At 43.8% G+C, this 22,231-nt stretch carries 21 protein-coding genes; 14 read left to right on the top strand and 7 right to left on the bottom strand.

Translation table 11 applies throughout. The features are described 5' to 3' along the window. The first annotated feature begins 191 nt into the window (after positions 1-191). Positions 192-983, top strand: a complete 792-nt coding sequence (locus R8G66_01585) for a thymidylate synthase (protein MDW3191015.1) — start codon at positions 192-194, stop codon at positions 981-983. A 19-nt stretch (positions 984-1,002) separates the two neighbouring features. Here R8G66_01585 and R8G66_01580 read toward each other — a convergent pair whose 3' ends face one another. Then, positions 1,003-1,440, bottom strand: coding sequence for a hypothetical protein (locus R8G66_01580; protein ID MDW3191014.1), 438 nt, complete (start codon positions 1,438-1,440; stop codon positions 1,003-1,005). Between the two features lie 288 nt (positions 1,441-1,728). On the opposite strand from R8G66_01580, the gene sdaAB reads away from it, so the two are divergent. The 11 genes from sdaAB (at position 1,729) to R8G66_01525 (ending at position 13,731) form a co-directional block, all read left to right on the top strand. Next, the gene (sdaAB, locus tag R8G66_01575; GenBank protein MDW3191013.1) at positions 1,729-2,403 is read left to right on the top strand and encodes an L-serine ammonia-lyase, iron-sulfur-dependent subunit beta; all 675 of its coding nucleotides are present in this window, start codon (positions 1,729-1,731) and stop codon (positions 2,401-2,403) included. A gap of 103 nt (positions 2,404-2,506) precedes the next feature. Next, a complete protein-coding gene (locus tag R8G66_01570; GenBank protein MDW3191012.1) occupies positions 2,507-3,940 on the top strand; it encodes a TolC family protein in 1,434 nt (477 codons plus the stop codon). Continuing rightward, positions 3,940-5,310: an efflux RND transporter periplasmic adaptor subunit gene (locus tag R8G66_01565; GenBank protein MDW3191011.1), complete on the top strand. Its 1,371-nt coding sequence runs from the start codon at positions 3,940-3,942 to the stop codon at positions 5,308-5,310. Before R8G66_01570 ends, R8G66_01565 begins: the two co-directional genes overlap by 1 nt. Positions 5,311-5,554: 244 nt before the next feature. Continuing rightward, positions 5,555-7,180, top strand: coding sequence for a hypothetical protein (locus R8G66_01560; GenBank protein ID MDW3191010.1), 1,626 nt, complete (start codon positions 5,555-5,557; stop codon positions 7,178-7,180). Positions 7,181-7,356: 176 nt separating this feature from the next. Beyond that, positions 7,357-8,088, top strand: a complete 732-nt coding sequence (locus R8G66_01555; GenBank protein MDW3191009.1) for a hypothetical protein — start codon at positions 7,357-7,359, stop codon at positions 8,086-8,088. After that, positions 8,085-8,960, top strand: coding sequence for an RNA polymerase sigma factor (locus R8G66_01550; GenBank protein MDW3191008.1), 876 nt, complete (start codon positions 8,085-8,087; stop codon positions 8,958-8,960). The genes R8G66_01555 and R8G66_01550 overlap by 4 nt, the downstream gene beginning before the upstream one ends. 104 nt (positions 8,961-9,064) lie before the next feature. Further along, on the top strand, positions 9,065-9,685 hold the full coding sequence (locus R8G66_01545; protein ID MDW3191007.1) for a carbonic anhydrase: 621 nt from the start codon (positions 9,065-9,067) through the stop codon (positions 9,683-9,685). Between the two features lie 230 nt (positions 9,686-9,915). After that, positions 9,916-10,770: a helix-turn-helix transcriptional regulator gene (locus R8G66_01540; protein ID MDW3191006.1), complete on the top strand. Its 855-nt coding sequence runs from the start codon at positions 9,916-9,918 to the stop codon at positions 10,768-10,770. 67 nt (positions 10,771-10,837) lie between these two features. After that, on the top strand, positions 10,838-11,872 hold the full coding sequence (locus R8G66_01535; GenBank protein MDW3191005.1) for an alpha/beta hydrolase: 1,035 nt from the start codon (positions 10,838-10,840) through the stop codon (positions 11,870-11,872). Between the two features lie 10 nt (positions 11,873-11,882). After that, complete coding sequence (locus R8G66_01530; protein MDW3191004.1) at positions 11,883-12,668, top strand: DJ-1/PfpI family protein; 786 nt, start codon at positions 11,883-11,885, stop codon at positions 12,666-12,668. 121 nt (positions 12,669-12,789) lie between these two features. Next, entirely contained in the window at positions 12,790-13,731 is a 942-nt protein-coding gene (locus tag R8G66_01525) for a hypothetical protein (protein ID MDW3191003.1), read from the top strand. 134 nt (positions 13,732-13,865) lie between these two features. Here R8G66_01525 and R8G66_01520 read toward each other — a convergent pair whose 3' ends face one another. The 5 genes from R8G66_01520 to zwf form a co-directional block, all read right to left on the bottom strand. After that, the gene (locus tag R8G66_01520; GenBank protein MDW3191002.1) at positions 13,866-14,441 is read right to left on the bottom strand and encodes a Maf family nucleotide pyrophosphatase; all 576 of its coding nucleotides are present in this window, start codon (positions 14,439-14,441) and stop codon (positions 13,866-13,868) included. Then, on the bottom strand, positions 14,407-15,705 hold the full coding sequence (locus tag R8G66_01515) for a DUF1015 domain-containing protein (GenBank protein ID MDW3191001.1): 1,299 nt from the start codon (positions 15,703-15,705) through the stop codon (positions 14,407-14,409). Before R8G66_01515 ends, R8G66_01520 begins: the two co-directional genes overlap by 35 nt. Before the next feature lies 1 nt (position 15,706). Beyond that, on the bottom strand, positions 15,707-17,200 hold the full coding sequence (locus R8G66_01510; protein MDW3191000.1) for an acetyl-CoA carboxylase biotin carboxylase subunit: 1,494 nt from the start codon (positions 17,198-17,200) through the stop codon (positions 15,707-15,709). A gap of 66 nt (positions 17,201-17,266) precedes the next feature. After that, positions 17,267-17,980, bottom strand: a complete 714-nt coding sequence (gene pgl / locus R8G66_01505; GenBank protein MDW3190999.1) for a 6-phosphogluconolactonase — start codon at positions 17,978-17,980, stop codon at positions 17,267-17,269. Then, positions 17,977-19,500 (bottom strand): glucose-6-phosphate dehydrogenase, encoded by a 1,524-nt coding sequence (zwf, locus tag R8G66_01500; GenBank protein MDW3190998.1) that lies wholly within the window; start codon positions 19,498-19,500, stop codon positions 17,977-17,979. Before zwf ends, pgl begins: the two co-directional genes overlap by 4 nt. A gap of 174 nt (positions 19,501-19,674) precedes the next feature. On the opposite strand from zwf, the gene gndA reads away from it, so the two are divergent. Beyond that, on the top strand, positions 19,675-21,063 hold the full coding sequence (gndA, locus tag R8G66_01495) for an NADP-dependent phosphogluconate dehydrogenase (GenBank protein MDW3190997.1): 1,389 nt from the start codon (positions 19,675-19,677) through the stop codon (positions 21,061-21,063). A gap of 10 nt (positions 21,064-21,073) precedes the next feature. Continuing rightward, positions 21,074-21,736 carry an endonuclease III gene (gene nth / locus R8G66_01490; GenBank protein ID MDW3190996.1) on the top strand — a complete coding sequence of 221 codons (663 nt, stop codon included), beginning with the start codon at positions 21,074-21,076 and terminating at the stop codon, positions 21,734-21,736. A gap of 47 nt (positions 21,737-21,783) precedes the next feature. Here the strand turns inward: nth and R8G66_01485 are convergent, their stop codons facing one another. Beyond that, positions 21,784-22,134, bottom strand: coding sequence for a hypothetical protein (locus R8G66_01485; protein MDW3190995.1), 351 nt, complete (start codon positions 22,132-22,134; stop codon positions 21,784-21,786). Positions 22,135-22,231: the final 97 nt, after the last annotated feature.

Genomic DNA, 22,231 nt, shown 5'->3' with positions numbered 1-22,231 from the left:
TCATTCGGTGATTATTTGTCAGCTTATGGAGGGCAATATTTTATTTTGAATAGGTCCTTGATAAGTCGTTCATGCTCTTGGAGTTTGCGAAATTTGTAGAGGCAATTATTGAATTATAGAGAAGTGAAATTGTGGGAACATTTTTCATCTTCGAGTTTGTTAAATTCGCGAGTGTAAATTTTAAGCAAGCCATGAAGCAGTACCTTGATTTGATGCAACACATTTTGGACAATGGTGTGGATAAAAGTGACCGCACCGGAACCGGAACCCGTAGTGTGTTTGGTTATCAAATGCGGTTTGATCTATCAGAGGGCTTTCCATTGGTCACGACGAAAAAGGTACACACACGTTCTATTTTCCACGAGTTGCTTTGGTTTTTGAAAGGTGAACAAAATATCAAGTACCTGAAAGATAATGGTGTCTCCATATGGGATGAATGGGCAGATGAAAATGGAGACCTTGGGCCAGTATATGGTGTGCAATGGCGTAGCTGGCCTGCTGCAGGTGAGAATATTGATCAAATCACCAATCTTGTAAATCAGATCAGGAATAATCCGGATTCAAGAAGACATATCGTGAGTGCATGGAATGTTGCCAATGTCGATGAGATGGCGTTGCCTCCTTGCCATACCATGTTTCAATTCTATGTAGCTGAGGGTAAATTGAGCTGCCAGTTGTATCAACGTAGCGCGGATGTTTTTCTAGGTGTACCTTTCAATATCGCCTCATACGCTTTGCTTACCATGATGATTGCTCAGGTATGTGATCTGGAGCCAGGAGATTTTGTGCATACATTTGGTGACGCACATTTATATAGCAACCATTTCGATCAAGCAAAACTTCAGCTCTCCAGAGCATCACGACCTTTACCCACACTGAAGCTGAATCCAGAAGTGAATGACATCTTCGGTTTTAAGTATGAGGACATCACGTTGGAGGGATATGATCCACATCCGCATATCAAGGCTGCTGTAGCGGTATAGTCATAAGATCAATATTCTATCAAAGGTCTTTGCGGATAATGTCAAAGGCTTGTTCTATCGTTTCAACATCATAACCGTGTAGTCCCCGGTCTCCGTCGTACAATTCCGCCGTTTTAGCGGCCGAAAATTTCCCGATACCTTTTGACGGTAACACGACGAATAGACGCTTGACTCCATTTTTTTCCAATTCGGCTTTAGCCGTACTCTCTCTAAATTCTTGAATGGCCGGAGGGAAGACACTTCTGGCCTGGCTGGTATCGATGATCCAGTTTTTTACACCGTTTTTAGGAGCAAAGTCAGTAATGCCTATATCAAAAACTGTAGCTTTCCAATCGTCTAAGGAAACAAATAGGGAGGATGTCCAGGTATCGACGATGGTGTGAATATCAGGATGATAGTGTCCTACCATTTTCCCCGGAATCTGATAGATTTCTTTTTTGTTAAGTAGGGTAAGCATGTAATATTTAGCAACTAAGTTTGGCGATTCGTGAATGTATGTTAAACGTGCGCCAAAAGTGTATAAAATCCGCCGAGCGGGAAATTAACTCCACTGAAGGCTAAATTTTACAGTAATCCTTTAACGATCTGATTGTCAGTAAGAAATTTGAAATAATAACATAGGTAACGTAATATGTATGTGCCGGACAAATTTCATGTCCGTTCTTTGTCTTATTTAATTCGTTAGTAAACGAGTAGTTTCTTCAAAGCAATCTATTTTTGTATGGCATTAACCCTTATCAATCCCATGGCAGAAAAAAGTAGTGTTTTCGATATGATCGGCCCGATTATGATCGGCCCCTCCAGTTCACATACTGCGGGTGTGGTCAAGATTGGGAATGTTGCCAATAAGCTTCTAGGGGGAATGCCGGATCAGGTAAAAATTACCTTTTTCAATTCATTTGCCAGGACCTATGAAGGCCATGGTAGTGATCGCGCAATATTGGCGGGATTGATGGGACTAGCCACAGATGACGACCGTATCAGAACTTCATTGGCAATGGCCCAGGAAAATGGACTTCTCTACGAGTTCAAGTCCATTGGTAATGCAGCTACCTATCACCCTAATTCGGTGCAGTTGGAAATGTCATTGGATGATCGAAAAAGTTCTTTACTCGGTGAAAGTAGAGGCGGGGGTGTCATTCGAATCAGAGAAGTAAATGGATTTGATGCTAATTTTACTTCGAGTCTGCACACCATGGTGATAGAGGCCGATGATAAAAAGGGAAGTATCGCGTTCATTACGGATATCTTGTCTCATGATGATTGTAATATTGCCACGATGACTGTATCAAGAAAAGGAAAAAATGACCTAGCTTGCCTCATTCTGGAGATGGATTCCGCTCCAAAAGAGATTTCCATTCAATACATTGATCATCTGAACTGGGTGAAAAACACCCGCTATATCAATCAATTATCCTGAATTTCGGCAAATGGGACGCCCTTGTTTATAAAAAACAAAACCTTTTTTGAAAAAATGGGTATGCCTATATAGCAACCTCAAATCAGAAAACTCAACTCACAAAATGAAGGGAATTTTTACTACCGCGTTTGCTGTACTGCTGTGTTTTTCAATTTACGCCCAGTCACCTCGCACACTTACCGTGCAAAAGTGTCTGGAAATTGCGATGGAAAACAACCTGGACATCAAAAGGGCGAACCTGGACCTAACCAGTAACGAAATCAATCTTAAACAATCCCAATATTCACGGCTTCCCAATGCGAATCTCAACTGGAGTTATGGATTCAACTGGGGACGTTCCATTGATCCGACTTCCAACCAGTTCATTTCGCAAAGAATTACATCATCAGGTCTGAATGGAAATTCGAACATGGTGGTCTATAATGGACTTAGACAATTCAATACAGTCAAACAAAACCGAGTGAATATTGAAGCCTCCGAATCTGACTTATCAAGGGCTCAGAATGATCTGATCATCAATATTGCCAACTTATTTCTTGGAGTAATCCTAAACGAAGAATTGTTGGCCAATGCCCAGTATCAACTGGATAATAGTCGAACGCAATTGGATCGAACGAGAATCTTGGTAGAATCTGGGGCTTTGCCGATTACTAATCAGTTAGAATTAGCCAGTCAGGTAGCGAGTAATGAGGTAGCCCTTGTCAATGCACAGAACAACCTGGATATCTCCATGTTGAACCTCAAACAAGCCATGCTGATTCCGACTTCCGATGAAATTGAATTAGAGATCCCGGAGTTTCAACAGATCGAAAACCCAGACTTGAGCATGTCTTCGGAAACGGCTTATGGAGTAGCCGAGCAGGTCATGCCCGAAATCAAAAGTGCTGATCTTTTGGTTGAATCTGCACAACTAGGTGTGAAAGTAGCCCAGGGCGGCATCGTACCAACGGTGAGTGTCGGAGGTGGTTTTTCCACGAACTATTCTGATGCCAGAGATCAACGATTTGTTTCTGATGGTACATTTAGCGTAAGTGACAATCCGACCAGTGCTGTTACCGCTTCAGGAGAAGCCATTTTTCCTTTGAACCCTGGTGGAACATTCGAAAAAGTGGGTTACACTGAACAATTCGACGATAACCTGAGCTGGAATCTGGGCGTGGGCATATCTATTCCAATATTCAATGGCTTGAATACCCATAGCAGCATACAAAGAGCGAAAGTTCAGTTGCAACAGGCTGAGATCGGTTCTTTGCAGGCAAGAAATGTATTGCGTCAGCAAGTAGAGACCATTTATACCAACGCGGTAGCCGCTTCCAAAACTTATACTGCCTCTCTGAGACAGGTTGAAGCACTGGAAGAAACATTTCGCTCCATAGAAAATCAGTATAATCTGGGCGCCGCGAATTTTACTGATTATCAAGTAGCGAGCAACAACCTTTTCCAGGCCAAAAGTGACTTAGTCCGGGCCAAGTATGATTTTGTATTTAAAAAGAAAGTATTAGACCTGTATCAGGGTAAACCTCTATCGTTTGAGTAATGGCAAAGAAGAAAAAATCTAGCAACCGAATCATTTATATCCTTCTTGGTGTAGTCGCCCTTCTCCTGGTTTTTGCAGCCGTAGGAAAGAACCAGGGATGGGTAGGAGGTGAGCCTTCCACCAAGGTGGAGATCGCTGTAGCAGAAAAAGCGACCATCATTGAGAAAGTCAGTGCATCAGGCACTGTTCAGCCGGTGATCGAAGTAAATATAACACCGGAAGTTTCAGGTGAGATCATTGAATTGTATGTTGAGGAAGGTGACTCGGTCAGAGAAGGTCAGGACTTGCTCAAGATCAATCCTGATAACTTTATTGCAGGTGTTGAAAGAGCACGAGCTAACCTGAACCAGCAGTTGGCCAATCAGGCCGATTCAAAAGCACGTCTGGCCCGGGCAAAAGCGAGCCAACGCAGATCGGAGCAGGAATTCAACCGTCAGAAGAAACTCTTTGGAGAGAAAGTGATTTCCGAAGCAGATTATCAATTGGCGGAAGCCAACTATGAGATTGCGGTACAAGACCTGGAATCTGCAAAAACCAGTGTTGAAGCAGCTGGCTTTATCGTAGCCAGTTCAAGAGCAACGTTGGATGAAGCCCAGGAAAACTTACGTAGGACTTCTATAACTGCTCCTATGACCGGTATCGTGTCAAAACTGAATGTAGAAAAGGGCGAGACCGTATTGGGTACTTCCCAGTTCCAGGGAACTGAGATCCTTAGAATTGCTGATCTCTCGAATATGGAAGTTCGGGTAGATGTCAATGAAAATGACATCATTAAACTTGCTATCGGCAATGAGACGGTGATTGATGTGGATTCTTATTCTTATCAGGACAAGGAATTCAAAGGGACAGTCACTCAGATTGCAAACACAGCCAACGACAAGGTTTCAGCAGATGCTGTGACGGAGTTTGAGGTGCGGATGAAGATCTTAAATTCATCGTATGCAGATTTGGTTACTGAAGGAAATAAATACCCTTTTCGACCTGGGATGACGGCTAGTGTCGATATCATCACGACAACCAAGAAAGATATCCTTACTGTGCCTTTGTCTGCCGTAACTACACGAGTGATCGGAGAGGATAATGAGTACGGAGAAGATGGTGAAGAAGAGGATGATGAGACTACACTGGCTGACAATAAGGAAGCCGAGGAAGTAGTATTCGTTTTCCGGGATGGTGAGGCAAGGCGCACCCTGGTTACTACGGGGATCAGCGATTTTGACCGCATAGAGATCATCGATGGGATTTCAGATGGTGATCAGGTCATTTCCGGTCCATTCCTTGCCGTATCCAAGCGATTGAAGGACGGAGAAGCCGTTGAAGATCAGGATGCCGGTGAAGACGATGACGAAGAAGAAGATTCCGAAGAGTAGATCAACTCAATCGAATATAGGAAGGCTGCCCGCGAGGGTGGCCTTTTTTTGTTAGTACTGGTTACTCAATAAAATCAGGTGGTATGACGTTGTTCATATAGACATCCGACATGATTTTGTTTTGATATCCACATAATCAAACAAAATCAACATTTGATCAGCTCTTCTATTAATTTCATAAACTCTCGAAACTGAATAGGTAATACTTATAACTAAAAGCTTAGTTTATAATTATGTTTGCCAAATGAGGAATTTATTGTTGACATCCATGTTGTTTGTTGTGGGTTGTTCTATGAAGTTTTATCCTTCTATCAATGCCAATCGAAGCATTCACGAATTCAATTCTTACTACCTCAATGATTCATTGCAGATTTCGGCAGTTTTCCCTGGGGATTGTGAATTACGTCAGGATAGTTTGTCTCAGTATGTCAAAAGGGTAAGGTCCCTAAAGAATCATTCTTTTAAAGGTCTTGAACCCGCATGGTACCTCCTTCACGGTCACACGGATTTTGCTCCTTACTACCAGTTTGTGATGCTACAATTGCCCAAGGAGACTATTGATCCTAGTGACGAGCATTGGGAACAAGTCTCTGACTATTTTCTTCAACGCTTTGAAACCAATGGAGCATTGGCCATGATGAAAATGACGCCACTGCATGATTATTTACTGATTGGTTTTACGGATCGTAGTAAACTCAGTAATATGTCTGCTGACTTTGAAGGGATCATTAAAAGCATAGAAACTGACGAAAACTACGAACCTCACGTACCTGAAAGCCCATTTACACTACTATTCGAGAAGTTAAATGAAGCCAGTGCGGGAAAATACCTGGATGTCATAACGACCCTATCATCACGGGCTGACAATTACCAGACAAACAGACAGCAACAGCTGTATTTGCAAAGTATCTTAACGGCAACCAGTTTAGTGATTGACCACCCCTGGTATGACAGCTTAGAGAATAGCTATGAACAGCATTGGAGGTCAAATCTAGATAGCCTGTTTTATCAAGATCCGTGGGAAGCTGATCAACTTGAGGGAGCACTCACCGTCATCGCTGACACAGCACAGGTTGTCATGCTAAATGAGCTACATTGGGACAGAAGTCATCGAATGAGCTTGATGAGGTGGTTACCTCTATTCAAAGAACAAGGTTTCAAATACCTGGCCATGGAGGCCATTTGGCAAAAAGACTCATTGCTCAATGACAGAGGTTATCCCGTTGATTCTTCCGGCTTTTATGTGAAAGAACCTTCATTGGGACATGTCATAAGGAAAGCGTCGGAACTTGGCTTCGACCTAATTGCTTACGAATCCCTTCCATCGCAGGAGCGAGAATTTGGCCAGGCAAGTAATCTTTATCAAGCGACCATCGCCAAAGATTCGGAGGCAAAAATTTTGGTCTATGCAGGACTTGGCCATATTGATGAGAACGGCAACCGAATGGCAGCCCAACTAAAGGAGAACTTTGGAATTGATCCGGTGACAATTGATCAGTTTTACCTGACACTGCATGAGCCACTTCAACCCATTTTATCGGCGAGTTCCAATATGAAGCCTCATAGATCGATCACCACAGATTTTTACATGGGAGTACCCACCCCAACGAATTATTCATGGCCGGATGCAAAATCCATTGACATAGAAGTGCAACCAAGCGCTATTCCGACCCCTATTAGAGAAGGAGATACCATGCTAACGATGCTTTATGTGCTTGACGAATGGCAGTCTGCAAAGTATGCTGCAATCCCTTTATACAACCATTGGGGCATAAATACAACCTATTCATTAACACCCGGAAAGTACTATTGGCAGGTAGTAAATGCCTATGGAGATGTTCTGAGTAGTGAAACGAAAGTTGTAAAATAGCAATTTGGGTGTTAGCCGATTGCTCCGGATGAGCTCTTCGCTTTTGGTGGATTTGAGACGATGATCTTTCCTTACATTATTTCATGATTTGAGACTGCCAGGAAAAATTCCTCTTTCTGAAAAAGTTTTGTCACACCTGTACTTCTCAATGGTCTAACGTGGCAAATAAATAAATCATGAAAACAATCACAATGATGATGGCCTTGCTGCTTATAGCAGAGGTATCATGGTCAGCAGATCATGCTGAGCGGTTTTTGGGAAATAATGAAGATCAGAAAGGAATGGAATCAAATCCGGTATTAGAGGTTGCCCTTTACCAGGTGAAGGACAACAGTCATGAAAACTTTCAAGAGGTGAGTGCTGAAGCACACGATTATCTTAAGACATTTGATGGGTACCTTAGATCCTCCAGGTACAAATCCATCTTAAAAGACCGATACTATCTTGATATAGTGAGCTGGGAGTCACTTGAACAGGCGAAGAAAGCGCAAATTCGTTTTGAATCTGATCCAGAGGTCAGCATCTTCCTGAGCTCCATTGAGGATATGAAATTTTTCGATCATGTTCAATCAATTTCCGAGGATCGATACCACGAATTAATGGAGGGAGATATTTTAGAATTTGCCTCTTTCTATATCCAATCAGGTTCGTTTGAATCTTATGTCCATAGCAGAGACTTGTTGATGGATCACATTGGCACTAACTATGATGATTTCAAAAACGTCCATACGGTCAGATCGATCAAAGAACCAGAGTTGATCATTGATTTGGCCCATTGGGGGAACTACGAATCGTGTGGCGTCGCTCAGAAAGAAATTGAGTCGCATCAACTTTTCGCAGACTTTGTGGTAAATTTTGACATGGAGAAAGAAGTGGTGATGGAATTTTTCAAGAAAATAGAGGAATGAAATCACCTTTTGGTAAAAATCACGATGATGCAGAAGACCTTGCTTTAAGGTCTTCTGCACTTTCCGGAGACAAAAAGGCGTTGGAGAAACTGATCAATAAGCACTATCAGTTCATTTACAACGTGGCCTTCAAGATGGTGATGGAGAAGGCGGATGCCGAGGACATCACCCAGGAAATCATCATTAAACTCATCACCAACCTGGCGAAGTTTCGAGGTGACGCTGCCTTTAGGACCTGGCTATATAAAATTGTCACCAACCACATTCTCAACATGAACAAAAAGCATTGTGAAGCCCTGATCGGGACATTTGAGGAGTATGGGAAAGCATTGGACAGAATGCCTGATAGTGATTACTCCGGAACACAAATTAACCCGGAAAAACAAGTCATACTAAAAGAAGTCAAATACAGTTGCACGGCGGGGATGCTCATGTGCCTTTCTAGAGAACAGCGCTTAATTTACGTTCTTGGAGAGATCTTCGAGCTGGATCACCTGATTGCAGCGGAAATCCTTTCCATATCGAAGGAAAACTTTCGTCAGAAACTTAGTCGGGCCAGGCACCAGCTCCTGCAATTCATGAGCGAGAAATGTGGGCTGATCAACCAACAGAATCCTTGTCGGTGTAATAAGAAAGCAAGGGCATTCATTGATCAGGGCATTGTCAATCCGTCCAATTTTCTATTTTATAGCGACTTCAAAGAAAAAATTCGCCAGCAGGTCCCTGAAACAGAAACAAGTATGGAAAATCAGCTGGACAAACAATATGCTTATCTTTTTCAAGACACTCCCTATAATGACAATGTGGTCTTGAAAGACAAGCTATTAAGGGTGCTGGACAACTCTTCGTTCAAACGTTCTTTCGATCTATAGATGAACACCGCCCTCGAGCTAAAATCACAACAGTAAGAGCCAATCCTTCAAAAACGCCACGAATGCGAAGCGTTAGTTTGTGTGTACCAATTAAAGATTGATTTATGAGTAATCACATCTTGAAAGGAGTCATGATTGCCCTGATATGTGTAAACGCATTTATTGCATGGGGTCAGGACAGTCATACCCATGAAAACAAAAAAAATAGAACCATGAATGATTTAGCAATTCTCAAAGAACGAAATGAAACCTATGTACGAACTTATCAAGCGGGGATACCAATGAACCCAAAATTTAATACGGTGATACTCACCTGTATCGATGCCAGAATAGTCCCGGCGCACTTCCTTGGTTTGGAGTTGGGAGATGCGATCGTGATGAGAAATCCGGGGGCGAGGGTGACCGATGAAGTCGAACGCGACCTGGCCATACTTTGGACATTGGCATCAAAAATCGCTGGTGATCAATTCGACGGATTGTCTTTTATGATTATCCATCATACAGACTGTGGGTATGAAAAACTTGCCAACCCGAAGATTCAGGAAGGCCTGAGTGCCCAACTGGGTATTGATAAAGAAACACTCGACGCATTGGCCATTCACGATCATACCTCAGCGATGAAAGATGACATTTCGAAGTTGAAAAATTCAGAAAGGATTTCACCGGAATTAGAAATATACGGCTTACTGTACGATGTAGAAACAGGTATGCTGAACGAGCTGTAGATCAGCGGAAAAAAACTTTCTCAGAAAGTGCGTTTTACTTTTGTAATTGCGACCTGGACATCTACTGACTCGCAATTTTATTCCTGGACCGGATGGCGCTTGTTTGGAAATGATCATTTTTGTTAAACCGAGACAGAGTCTCGCTTTCGTCTTCTCGTTGGGTAATTATGCCAATTGTATCATTTGGGTTAAGGTGCGATAGGGCGTCTACCAGATAATCCCCTTTAAGGATGGTCATTGAACATAAAGTATTTGAATTATACGGTAAGAAAGCTTTCGAACTGGCGGTGGTTACCCCGCCGTTTAAGCATTTCAATCCATTGCCAAATGAAGCTTGCTACTTGCACATTTTCGAAGGAGTGAACGATTCATATTCGGAAGACGATCGCTTCAGTGTAGCTCAAAATGAAGGTGTGCTGATGAAGTGCGGCAATTATTTCTATGACCTGAAACCCAATTCCAAATCCGGGACCAGTGGGCTTATTGCGGTTCATTTTCATCCTGATGTACTGAAGAAAATCTACGAAAAAGAACTGCCGTCCTTTCTTCAAAACGAGGATAATACTGGCTCCGATAAAAATATGACCCTCATTCATGCCGACGAGCTGATTCACCGGTTCATGGAAGACATGCAATTCCTCTTTGCTCACCGGGAGTTGGTCAATGAGGAGTTATTGATGCTGAGATTCAGAGAGATTATCGTTTTACTGCTAAAATCAAAAGCTTCAGGGCAGGTCCATCAGATCATGAGTAATCTGTTTTCCCCAAAGGAGTTCGACTTTCGACAGGTGATTGAAACTCACATTTTCAGCCCACTCACCGTAAACGACCTGGCGGAGCTGACCAATCATAGTTTGGCATCCTTCAAAAGGACATTCAGAAACGTGTTCGACGATAGTCCGGCGAATTACATCAAAAATAGAAGACTGGATCATGCGGCTGAGTTGCTGGCCAAAACCACTGAGCAAATCAGTCACATTGCCCTGGATTGTCAATTCAATGATTTGGCACATTTCTCCAACTCGTTCAAGTCCAGGTTCAACGTTTCTCCAAAATCTTACCGATTGGGCCAATCCCGCAATTAATCGAGCTTATCCTAAAAGTTTAGCCGTCTCAGGGGTCGTTTCATTGTAATATCAAAATGAAATTGACATGAAAACAAAACTCTCAAATGGAAAACTCGCGACCGCAGCAGAATGGTTTGCCAGTGGGACGCGCAACATTTATTCATTGAAAGACAAGGAGCTTATCGAGCCATCAAAGCCATCGTATGGCCAATTGGGTCACGTTCACGTATTCAGCAAGGTAAACAATAAGGAAAGCAACGAGACTAACTGGATATCTTTCTTACCTGGATTTCCCGATGGTTCTTTTGGCTGGTCTCGCGTAGACCAAGAGTTGCACGAAATCGGAATTAGCAACCCGCAGCTGTTCGTGGAATACATCGGGCAGGGCGATTCTGACAAACCAGAGGACTATGCGTACAGTACTTATGAACGGGCCGACCTGGTGGAGGCACAATGGAAGGCGAATGAGATCAAAGAAACCTTCCTGGTGACCTTTGATTATTCGTCATTGGTAGCCATGGAACTATTGTGCAGACAAGAAGAACGATCAGTGCTGAATAACCAGCTTAAAACAAAAATATCTGGGGTCTTAATGATCAACGGTGGCTTATTCGCAGATGCTCATTCACACCCATTAATGACTACCCCATTACTAAAGACTGCTATAGGAAAAATGGGGGCAAGAATGGCAGGAAAAAACAGGAAGGTATTCGATTTAATGATGAAGGGACTCTGGTCCCCTGAATATGGAGTGAGTCAGGCAGAATTGGGAGAGGTATTTGATGCTATCAGTCGCCGCAATGGGGCAGTATTCATGAGCAACGCAGCGAGATTTGTGGACGAACATAAGCAAAATGCAAAGCGATGGGACCTGGCTCGTCTTTATCATGCACTTAGTCTTGCGGTGAAATTTTATGTGGTCGGAAGTGAGCAAGACCCATTTGAATACAAACAGATTGATGCAGCGAAAAAGCGATTGGCGGCTCAAGGGCTTTCTGTTCGAAAAGTGCCTGGAGGACATATGACTACCTCGGAACAGCCCCAACAACTTGCTGACATCATTGTTGAAGTTATCAATCGACAAGCTAGGCCTGGAGCATCAGGTGCAGAAAACTATTAAGGCAAAAGGCATGAGAAAATTCCTATTTATCATCCTTTCGGCAATATGCTTGACTATCCCACTTCAAAGTGTAGCGCAGATAGCCATTGTTACCGTGTACCAGTGCGCACCTTGTGGCTGTGATTCAGATCATGAACACTTTGATCAACCAGGGAAGTGTCCCAGCTGTGGCATGAAGCTGGAAGCGGTTACCGAACCCTCTAAGGCACTCAGGAACCTGAAGGAGCCCATGAACGTCGCTATTCTGCTGTATTATCATGCGCAGGTGCTGGACTATGCAGGACCGTACGATGTATTCACTTCGGCTGGTGAAAATTTCAATGTGTATACGGTTGCTGAGACATTGGAACCGGTCATTACTATGCCAAACCTAACCGTCATCCCACAGTATGAAATATCAAACGCGCCTGCACCAGATATCATTATTATCCCAGGGGGCATGTGGAACACGATCAATGAACAAACGCAATATTGGATCATGCAGAACTCCGAACCTGCGGATCATGTCTTTTCTGTTTGTACGGGTGCCTTTATCCTGGCTGAAGCAGACATGCTCAATGGTCTGGAGGCTACTACTCATCGTGCGGGTTTGGACCTGTTGCAGAGCAAATACCCCACGATTAATGTCCAGGATAAGGTCCGCTTTGTGGATAATGGGAAAGTGATTACTTCGGCGGGTGTTTCCGCTGGTATTGATGCATCACTGCACCTGATCTCGAAAATCCTGGGGGTGGGGTGGGCGGAAGCTGTGGCGAGGAACCTGGAATACAACTATGTGCCTGCTTCTACAAATTGAAATAAGCATCAGTGGCAAAGTGGACTTTATGATCATGCGCTTGAGCTTTCTTACCTATGATCAAACATTCTGAGCATTTTATCATACCAGGAATCCATTTGAACGTATATAGTCAGTCATCATGAAAAGCATATTTTATTTCAAATTGGCGCTGGTTATGGTCTTACAAAACTGTAAACCGAATAGTGCCAATAATCTCTATTCCGTTCAAAATCTTCCGGGAGTAACACCTGAATTGTTCGCTCCGTCTCTTGTAAATACGGACAGCATTGAGATCAATTCAGTTTTTAACCATTCTTATACGGAATTGTTTTTCACCAGAATTGTTAATGGAAGCTTTATCATTCATCATTCGGAATTATCAGCTGGAAAATGGACTGATGCACTACCCATTCAGATGTTTGCCAATCAGGATGCTCATTCGGTGGCCATTGATCCATCGATCACGATTGACGGCAAAACCATGTACTTTCTTGGCATTAGTCCTGAAGATCAACTTAAAGGGGCGAAACCAGACATCTATAAAAGCCAGAAGGTTAATGGAACATGGCAGCTGGCCTCCAAGGTAGGATATCCAGTATCCACCGATGAATTCGCAGAATCTTACCCCGTAGTAGTTGCAGACGGAAGTTTGTACTTTACCTCAGATCGGCCTGGTGGTTTAGGAAAACGAGATATTTACCGAGCACAATATTTGGGTGACGGACAGTTTGATACTCCTGTTAATATTGGTCCTAAGGTGAATACTGAAATTAGTGAGCGAGGCACGTATGTATCAGCTGATGAAAGCCTCTTGATTACTTCAAACACCTATACGAAAGAACCTGGTTTCGCCGTATCATTCAAGGAAAATGGCACCTGGCAAATACCGGTTCATTTTGATCTGGGAACAGCGCTTATGGAGGATTGGATCTATTTCTGCCCGTATCTGTCACCAGATGGTAAGTATTTTTTCTTTACTAAAAGACACAGTGATCCACCGGGAAGTGGCTGGAATGGAGTAACTGATGGAGAAGTTCATTGGGTGCGTACCGATAGGATAAATGACCTTCAAAGGGAATAAGCTTTTTGTGATGGTATTTGGGAGGTATCACAGCCTTGTTGTCTCTTAAATAGCATATTTGAAGGAAGTCAAAGAATCAACTCCTGTTGATATTTATTCAAAGGTTGGAATAACCTTCTCCCTACATCCAATGCTTACGGCATAAAATCTCTCAACCCTTCATAGACTTCCCTTGTAGGCAACCCTACCACATTGGAGTAGGAGCCTTCGATCCGTGTAACACCGATCATCCCTATCCATTCCTGAATACCGTATGCCCCGGCTTTGTCGAAGGGCCTGGCAACATTGATGTAGTGGTGAATTTCATCGTCGGTCAATTCAGCAAAGTGAACGACGGTCTTCACTGAGAAGCTTTTTGATTGCTCGCTATCTGAAATACAAACACCTGTGACTACTTCGTGTGATCTGCCTGACAGGCTTTTGATCATGTCATAGGCTTCTTGTGCATCGGCAGGTTTGTTCAGGATGTCTTGCCCTCGGATTACGACAGTATCTGCAGTGATGGCCACTTCATTTTCTGAGGCTATTGCTCGATTGGCTTTGTTTTTCTTCCTGGCCAGAAATTCAGCAACTTCACCTGCTGGCATGTCATCGGGGAAATCTTCATCCACAGGACAGGTTCGAACAGTGAATTCGTACCCCAACTCCGACAATAATTGTTTTCGTCGGGGAGAATTAGAAGCTAGAATCAAACGGGGAATGGAACTCATGGTCTAAGATTGAACCGAATAAAAAGCCGCAAATCACCTTTGGATAGAAGTAAGTAGACTTCTGTGGCATGGTGTAGCCACTGTAACATACTTGCTTGACTGTGTCAATAGAAATGTCTTTCGTAATGATCGCAAAGTCAGCCTGTCCTGAAACAACTTCCTGTAAACAAGCTGGAAAACTTCTTTCGAAGCTAATTTCCCTGGCAGATCGTTGTTCTATTCCTGGAATCCTCAGGATCTTTTCAAAGATGAAGTAATGCATGACGGTGAGGTCAAGCTCTTTCACTTCGCTGGGAAAATTCCAGCTCATCTGATGGATCTGATCAGGCTTCAACCGGATCTTGTAGGCATTGTTGTTGATCAGCAGACCAAAAGCCCATTGCTTGCCGAGAATGATTTCATTGATATCAAATGGGTTTTCGACGGGCTTGACAATGAAATCTTCCTGTAATTGACCCAGGAATTTTTCCTCATTGATAGGCTTACCCTTAATCAGGCGGTGAGTTGGAAGAATTCTAAGATCGTGCGCCTCCGTGTTGGTGAGGTACATCATATGAAAATTATATCCTTCTTCGCCTGTATGATCCGGGTTATTCTGTCGCATCTGTTTGTAATGAGCCAGTGACCCTTCATATCGATGATGACCATCGGCAAGAATGATCTGCTTGTCTCGAATGACTGACATGATCTTCCGGATAGCCGCACTGTCCTGAATCACACCCAGACTATCAGTCACTCCCTGATAATCTTCTACCTCATAAATAGGATTTTGCATGCTTTCATCCAGCAAAGCCTCAATCTCATGTGCTGTATCGGTATACAATCCGTGAGTGGGGCTTACATTCAATCCTGTACTTGCCAATATGGATTGCCGATCACTGACCGAATGTGGCATAGTGTTTTCGTGCCTTAAAATCACATTTTCGTTCCAGTCATGAATCCTGATATTACAGATAAATCCTTTTCTAACGTAGACATGATCCCTTCCGGGTAAAGCGAATTTTTGGAAATACACATAAATCCCTGGAACATGATCTTGCTTCAAGGTGCCATCTTTTTTCCATTGATCAAGGGTTTCTTCTGCAAGTTTTGCAGGATCTTCACCATTAGGGACGGAGAGATGCACGCTATTGATCTTGTTTTCGTACAGTGCTGCCCTTTGTCGAGATGAAACGACATCAAACAAAGGAGAGGTCAGGTTTTCAATGGATCTACTGAGCTCATCATTGTACCGCCAGGCTCGGAATGGCAAGATATCAGCCATATCAATTACGCAGGCGAGTTTTCCAATTTGAGCTGCTGACAGGCACCGTTGGTGTCAGTTTTTGTTGATTCGACTGGTCCATGAATGCAATAACAGACAAGACTGCTTCAATCTGTGCAGGGTCCGGGTCCGTTTCCAAAACCTCCGGCGTGAAGTATTGCTCCACAAATTTTGTCGTGAAATTACCAGAAAGGAAGTCTTCATGTTGCAAGACAAATTCACAGAAAGGAAGGGTCGTTTTTACCCCAATAATGCGATAATCCCTGATGGCTTGCAACAACCGTGCAATGGCTTCATTTCGATTCTTACCAGTGGCCACCAATTTGGCGATCATGGGATCATAATAAATAGGAATTTCTTGTCCTTGCTCATACCCATCGTCCAGACGTACTCCTTCACCTTCCGGGCGTCTGTAGACCTCCAGATTTCCAATAGATGGAGCGAAGTTATTCTTTGGGTCTTCAGCATATACCCGGATCTCGATGCTATGACCATTGACTTCCAGGTCTTCCTGCTTGAAGGACAAAGGCAGACCTTCTGCTACACGGATTTGTTCCTGTACCAGATCCACACCAGTAATCTGCTCGGTTACAGGGTGCTCAACCTGAAGTCTGGTGTTCATTTCCAGGAAGTAAAATTCTTTGTCGGAATCCATGATGAATTCCACTGTGCCGGCATTATAGTAGTCACAGGCACGGGCAACGTTCAATGCGGCCTCACCGATTTTCATGCGTTCCTCATGATTGAGGATAGGCGAGGGGGCTTCTTCTACCACCTTTTGGTGTCGTCGTTGAACACTGCAATCCCTTTCGAACAAGTGAACCAGATTTCCATGCTTATCGCCGATGATCTGAACTTCGATGTGTTTAGGAGCGGAGATGAATTTTTCAACAAATACAGCACCATTACCAAAAGCATTCAATGCCTCACTCATGGCACGTTCCATTTCCCCTTCGAAATCTTCATCATTGTGAACGATTCGCATCCCTTTTCCACCGCCACCAGCACTGGCTTTTACCAGAACCGGATAACCAATGTCTGTCGCGATCTTGCGAGCTTCGGCCACGTCTTCGATGGGTTTGTCCATTCCAGGTACTAGCGGGACTCCAAAACTGCCTACTGCCTGTTTAGCGGAAATCTTATCACCCATGGTTTGAATGGCTGCTGCCGACGGACCAATGAAATTGATGCCAGCCTCTTCCAATGCACCTGCAAAAGCGGCATTCTCTGATAGGAATCCGTAACCGGGGTGAATGGCATCTACATTCAAATCTTTGCAGACTTCAATGATCTTATCAATTTGGAGGTACGATTCGGAAGAAGGGGGTGGGCCAATACAAACACGTTCATCTGCAAACCGTGCAAATGGCGCCTGTTCATCGGCTTCACTGTAAACGGCAACGGTGTTGATGCCTGCGCTTTTGGCACTTCTCATGATTCGCAGTGCAATCTCACCACGGTTGGCAACTAAAATTTTCTTGATTTTTTGGGTCATACTATTTTCTCAAGCCGGTATAGGCATACTGTCTGGCAAATTAAAAGAATATTGAATTGGTAAGAACTATGATAACAAGGAAGCAGCTCCTTTATCCAAAAACCACAGTTGTTCCTGACCTGTGACATGGGCTGCCGGGATATCACTGTGATCAGCTGAAGCATCCAATGCTCTGCTTACTTTGTCTGCTTTCTTTTCACCGGTAACCAAAAAAGCCACCGTTCCTGAATTATTCAAAACAGGGCCATTGATGGTGACGCGTTTTTGGCCGGAAGTGGGGTGTTCAGCAATGGCGCAAGACTCAGGAGCAGTCAGTAATTCCATCTGATGCGGGAAAATAGATGCCGTATGACCATCATCACCCATACCCAGGATCATTAGATCTACTGAAGGGAGTCCATTCACCTCAGTACAAACTTCCGAAAGTACTTCTCCGTATCGTTTAGCCTCAGCTTCAGGTTCGGTTTCACCCAATACGCGGTGAATTTTCTTGTTGTCTATATTGACGTGATCAAATAGCAGTGATTTGGTCATGCCAAAGTTGCTATCTGCATCGTCCGGAGGAACACAGCGTTCATCACCCCAAAAGAAATGGATGCTTTGCCAATCGATTTTATCCGCATACTGCTTTGCCAGGATATCGAACAAAAGCTTTGGTGTGGAACCTCCTGAAAGTGCGATCGTGGTTTTGTCCCTACCAGTAGTAAATTCCACTAAAAATGTGGCGAAGGCCTGAGCTACAGCGGGGTTATCGTCAAATACTTTGATGTCTTTCGTCATAGCTCGCAAAAATTACCATCATTCGTCAAATTCTTGCATGGATTTCGCCAATTCATTCGATCACCTTCGATCAGGTCATCGGCATTTTCAGGTCCCCAGGTGCCTGCGGGATATCCATAGATCGGGATAGTTGGATCATTTTTCCAGGCTTCTAAAATCGGATCGACAAAGGCCCAGGCTGCTTCGACACTGTCACCACGGGCGTATAAGGTGGCGTCTCCCTGCATGGCATCCATGAGCAGTCTTTCGTAGGCTTCCGGTACGTAAGCATCCGCCAAATCATCATAAAGGAAGTCCATGTTCACATTTTCTACATGAAATCCTGCACCCGGAACCTTTAATCCTACCTTCATCAAAATGCCTTCATTAGGCTGAATACGCAGGACCAGCATGTTTTGGGAATTGTTGATGTCTGACTGTCCAAACAAGTGATAATGATTGGGTTTGAAATGGATAACTACCTCTGATACTCGAGTAGGCAGTCGTTTGCCAGTTCGGATATAAAACGGAACATCGGCCCAGCGCCAGTTGTCAATGAAGAACTTCATGGCGACAAAGGTTTCTGTTCTTGAGTCCGGATTGACTCCTTCTTCTTCGCGATAGCCGGGAACATGATCTCCTTTGATGTCTGATCCTATGTATTGTCCACGGATCACATTGTTTCGGATGTCTTCCGGGCTCATAGGGCGAAGAGATTCAAAGAGTTTCAACTTTTCATTTCGAATGGAATCAGCATCCACTCTTACCGGTGGTTCCATGGCCACAAGAGAGATCAGTTGTAATAAGTGATTCTGTAACATATCTCTCAATGCTCCTGAGCCATCATAATAGCCACCGCGCTTTTCTACACCAACACTTTCTGCATTGGTGATCTCCACCCGATGGATATAGTTCCTGTTCCAAAGCGGTTCGAAGATGCTGTTCGCAAATCGCATGACAAACAGGTTTTGCACGGTCTCCTTGCCAAGGTAATGATCAATGCGGTAGATCTGCTTTTCCTTGAAGCATTTCTTCAGCTCCTTATTCAACTCTTTGGCCGTAGACAAGCTGTAGCCGAAAGGTTTTTCAATGATCAGGTGTCGCCAGGATTGTTTTTCCTTATTCAGTCCTACGGAGGCGAGGCCTTTGGCAATCTCCGCATATAAGCTGGGTGGGGTGCTCAGATAAAAGATATAATTGCCATCAGTACTTTGAGTGGCATCTATGTCATCCAGTCGTGCTTTCAACGCCTGAAAAGCTTCAGGTTCCCGATTTTTTAGTGTCAGGTACTGGATCATACCTGCAAAGACTTTAAGGTCTTCGTCAGAGACACCCTCTTTCTGGAGGAAATCATTTTCGAAAACTACCTTTTGCCTGTAATCCTCATTTTCAAAGGAAGTTCGGCCTATTCCCAGAATCGTAAATCGCTCAGGGAGCATCTTGCCCTTGAACAAATTGAAAACTGCAGGTATAAGTTTTCTGGCAGTCAGATCCCCGGAAGCTCCGAAAATTGTCAATACCTGGTTTTCGATTTTTTTCATTTGGTTATGATTTTAGGTATGATATCAAGTTATTTGTGCGCAGGAATTTCAAAAGCGATGCAATGATCCCGACCAACTAAGATAGGGCAGTTTCATGGTTTTTAGTTCCAGCAATGAGATTAAACTTCAACCTGAAATCATATCTCTTTAGATTGGTTTCTCTTACACAAGATTATGACGTACGACTTTGGACTTGTTGGGCTCGGTGTGATGGGCAGAAATTTCATTTTGAATGTGGCTGACCATGATTTCAGTGCCATTGGTTTAGATACCAACCCCGATTCGGTAGCTGCGCTGAAAAGCGAAGGAGCGGGTAAGGTAGTGACAGGAACTACAGATAAAAGTGAATTTGTAAGTTCATTAAGTACTCCTCGCAAGATCATGTTGCTGGTTCCTGCCGGAAAAGTGGTGGATGCTGTGATTGAAGACCTGTTGCCTCACCTGTCTGAAGGGGATTTGATCGTTGATGGGGGTAATTCATTTTTCGCAGATACAGATCGCAGATTTAACGAGCTGAAAGAGAAAGGAATACACTTCATGGGTTCAGGCGTATCAGGTGGTGCTAAAGGAGCGAGATTCGGACCGAGTATGATGCCGGGAGGTGCTGCCGAATCTTACGAACTGGTCAAACCCATCTTTGAGGCAGCAGCTGCCAAGGTGAATGGAGAGCCTTGTGTGGCATTCATGGGCAATGGGTCTGCAGGAAACTATGTGAAAATGGTCCATAATGGCATCGAATATGCCATGATGCAATTGATCGCAGAGGTCTATGACCTGATGAAAACAGGATTAGGTAAATCCAATGCCGAACTACATGAGATCTTTGATCAATGGAATAAAGGTCGTTTACAGTCATTTCTGATGGAAATCACTGCTGATATCTTCACCAAGAAGGATGAGGAAGGGCCAGGAGATCTGGTTGATAAAATTCTGGACAAAGCCAAACAAAAAGGGACAGGTAAGTGGACATCTCAAAATGCCATGGACCTGGGAACAGCTGTACCAAGCATAGATGCAGCAGTGACGATGCGCGGATTGTCTGCGTTAAAAGATGATCGGGTAAAAGCCCAGGAGATTTACGGGAACAAAGGAAAAACGGGAGGTCTACTGACAGTAGATCAAATTGAAAGTGCCTTGTACGTGTCCTTTATTGTCGCCTATGCACAGGGAATGGCACAACTGGCAGCGGCTTCCGAAGAATATAATTACGACCTGGATTTGGCAACTATTTCCAAAATCTGGAGAGGTGGCTGCATCATTCGTTCAGCTATTTTGGAGGACATGATGAATGCTTATAAAGCCACACCCGGTTTGAGCAATCTGCTGTTGGACGAAGATTTTGCCTCGGGTGTGAAAGGTGGCCTGGAAGACTTCAAAGAAGTGGTGGCTTATGCCATTACTCATAATATTCCAGTGATGACCCTAGGAACAAGCCTTCATTACTTACAGTCGTTCACCACTGGTAGATTGCCACTCAATCTGGTGCAGGCACAACGAGATCATTTTGGGTCACATACTTACGAACGAACGGATAAAGAAGGGATATTCCACACGGAGTGGTGATTGAATGCCTATGACCAAACAGGAAAAGGTTGCATTTGTTATTAATAAGTTAGAGGAATTATATCCGAAAGTTCCTGTTCCGCTCGATCATTACAGTCCTTATACGCTGTTGGTGGCCGTATTGCTGTCTGCGCAATGTACAGATGAACGGGTCAATAAAACTACTCCGGATCTATTTGCCGTAGCCGATAACCCCTACGATATGGCGAAGGTGCCAGTGGAAGAGATCAAGGCCATCATCAAACCTTGTGGCCTGAGCCCTATGAAGTCAAAAGGGATTTCAGAATTGTCGCAGATCCTGATCGAAGAGCACTATGGTGAGGTTCCTGAAGATATGGAGGCACTGGAACGACTTCCTGCGGTGGGTCATAAGACTGCTTCCGTGGTGATGTCGCAGGCTTTTGGGGTACCTGCTTTTCCAGTCGATACGCACATTCACCGATTGATCTATCGATGGGGATTGTCCAATGGTAAGAATGTACAACAAACCGAGAAAGATTGTAAGCGATTGTTTCCTAGAGAATTATGGAATAAGCTTCACTTGCAGATCATCTTTTTTGGACGAGAGTATTGTCCGGCCAGAGGCCACAATCCAAATGAATGCCCGATTTGCTCTGTAATTGGAAGGGCTCCGATGTTCAAGGACTGGGATTTGAAACCAGCGAAGAAGTAAAAAGGCTTCCAGCGAAATACTGAAAGCCAGTTCTCTTTGAAGGTTATTTACCCTTTCTGAATTTCAACTGCCCATTGCTTCGAAGTGTCGGTTGCCAGGTTTTCGTTAACCGTAAACTCACTATCACCGGAAACTTTGAAGCTCAGCTGACCACCACCCGCATAGTTAGAACCAACAAGTGTTAATTTTAAAGAACTTTCAGCAACGAGCATTTGATTGGCTGCGTCAGTCAGGTCAATCTTGTCAGTAAAGCTTGGTGCAAATCCTGAAGCATAGTGGTCATATGCTTTATAGACTAGTGCACCACCCGGAACATCTGCGTCAAGAAAAACAGTAAGTTGATTGTCTGCTGATGTTACTTCAAGCGTAAGAGCGTCTGAAAATTTGATCGTTTGCATGATTGTATGTGTTTGATTTTTATACAATCAAAATTCAGGAAACACAACTCCTCATAACTCCGCCAAAGGCGTGATTTTAGGATGTACGCAGTTGGGG

The organism is Cytophagales bacterium (assembly GCA_033344775.1).
Classification (GTDB): domain Bacteria; phylum Bacteroidota; class Bacteroidia; order Cytophagales; family Cyclobacteriaceae; genus JAWPMT01.
This window is presented reverse-complemented; position numbering and strand designations above follow the sequence as displayed.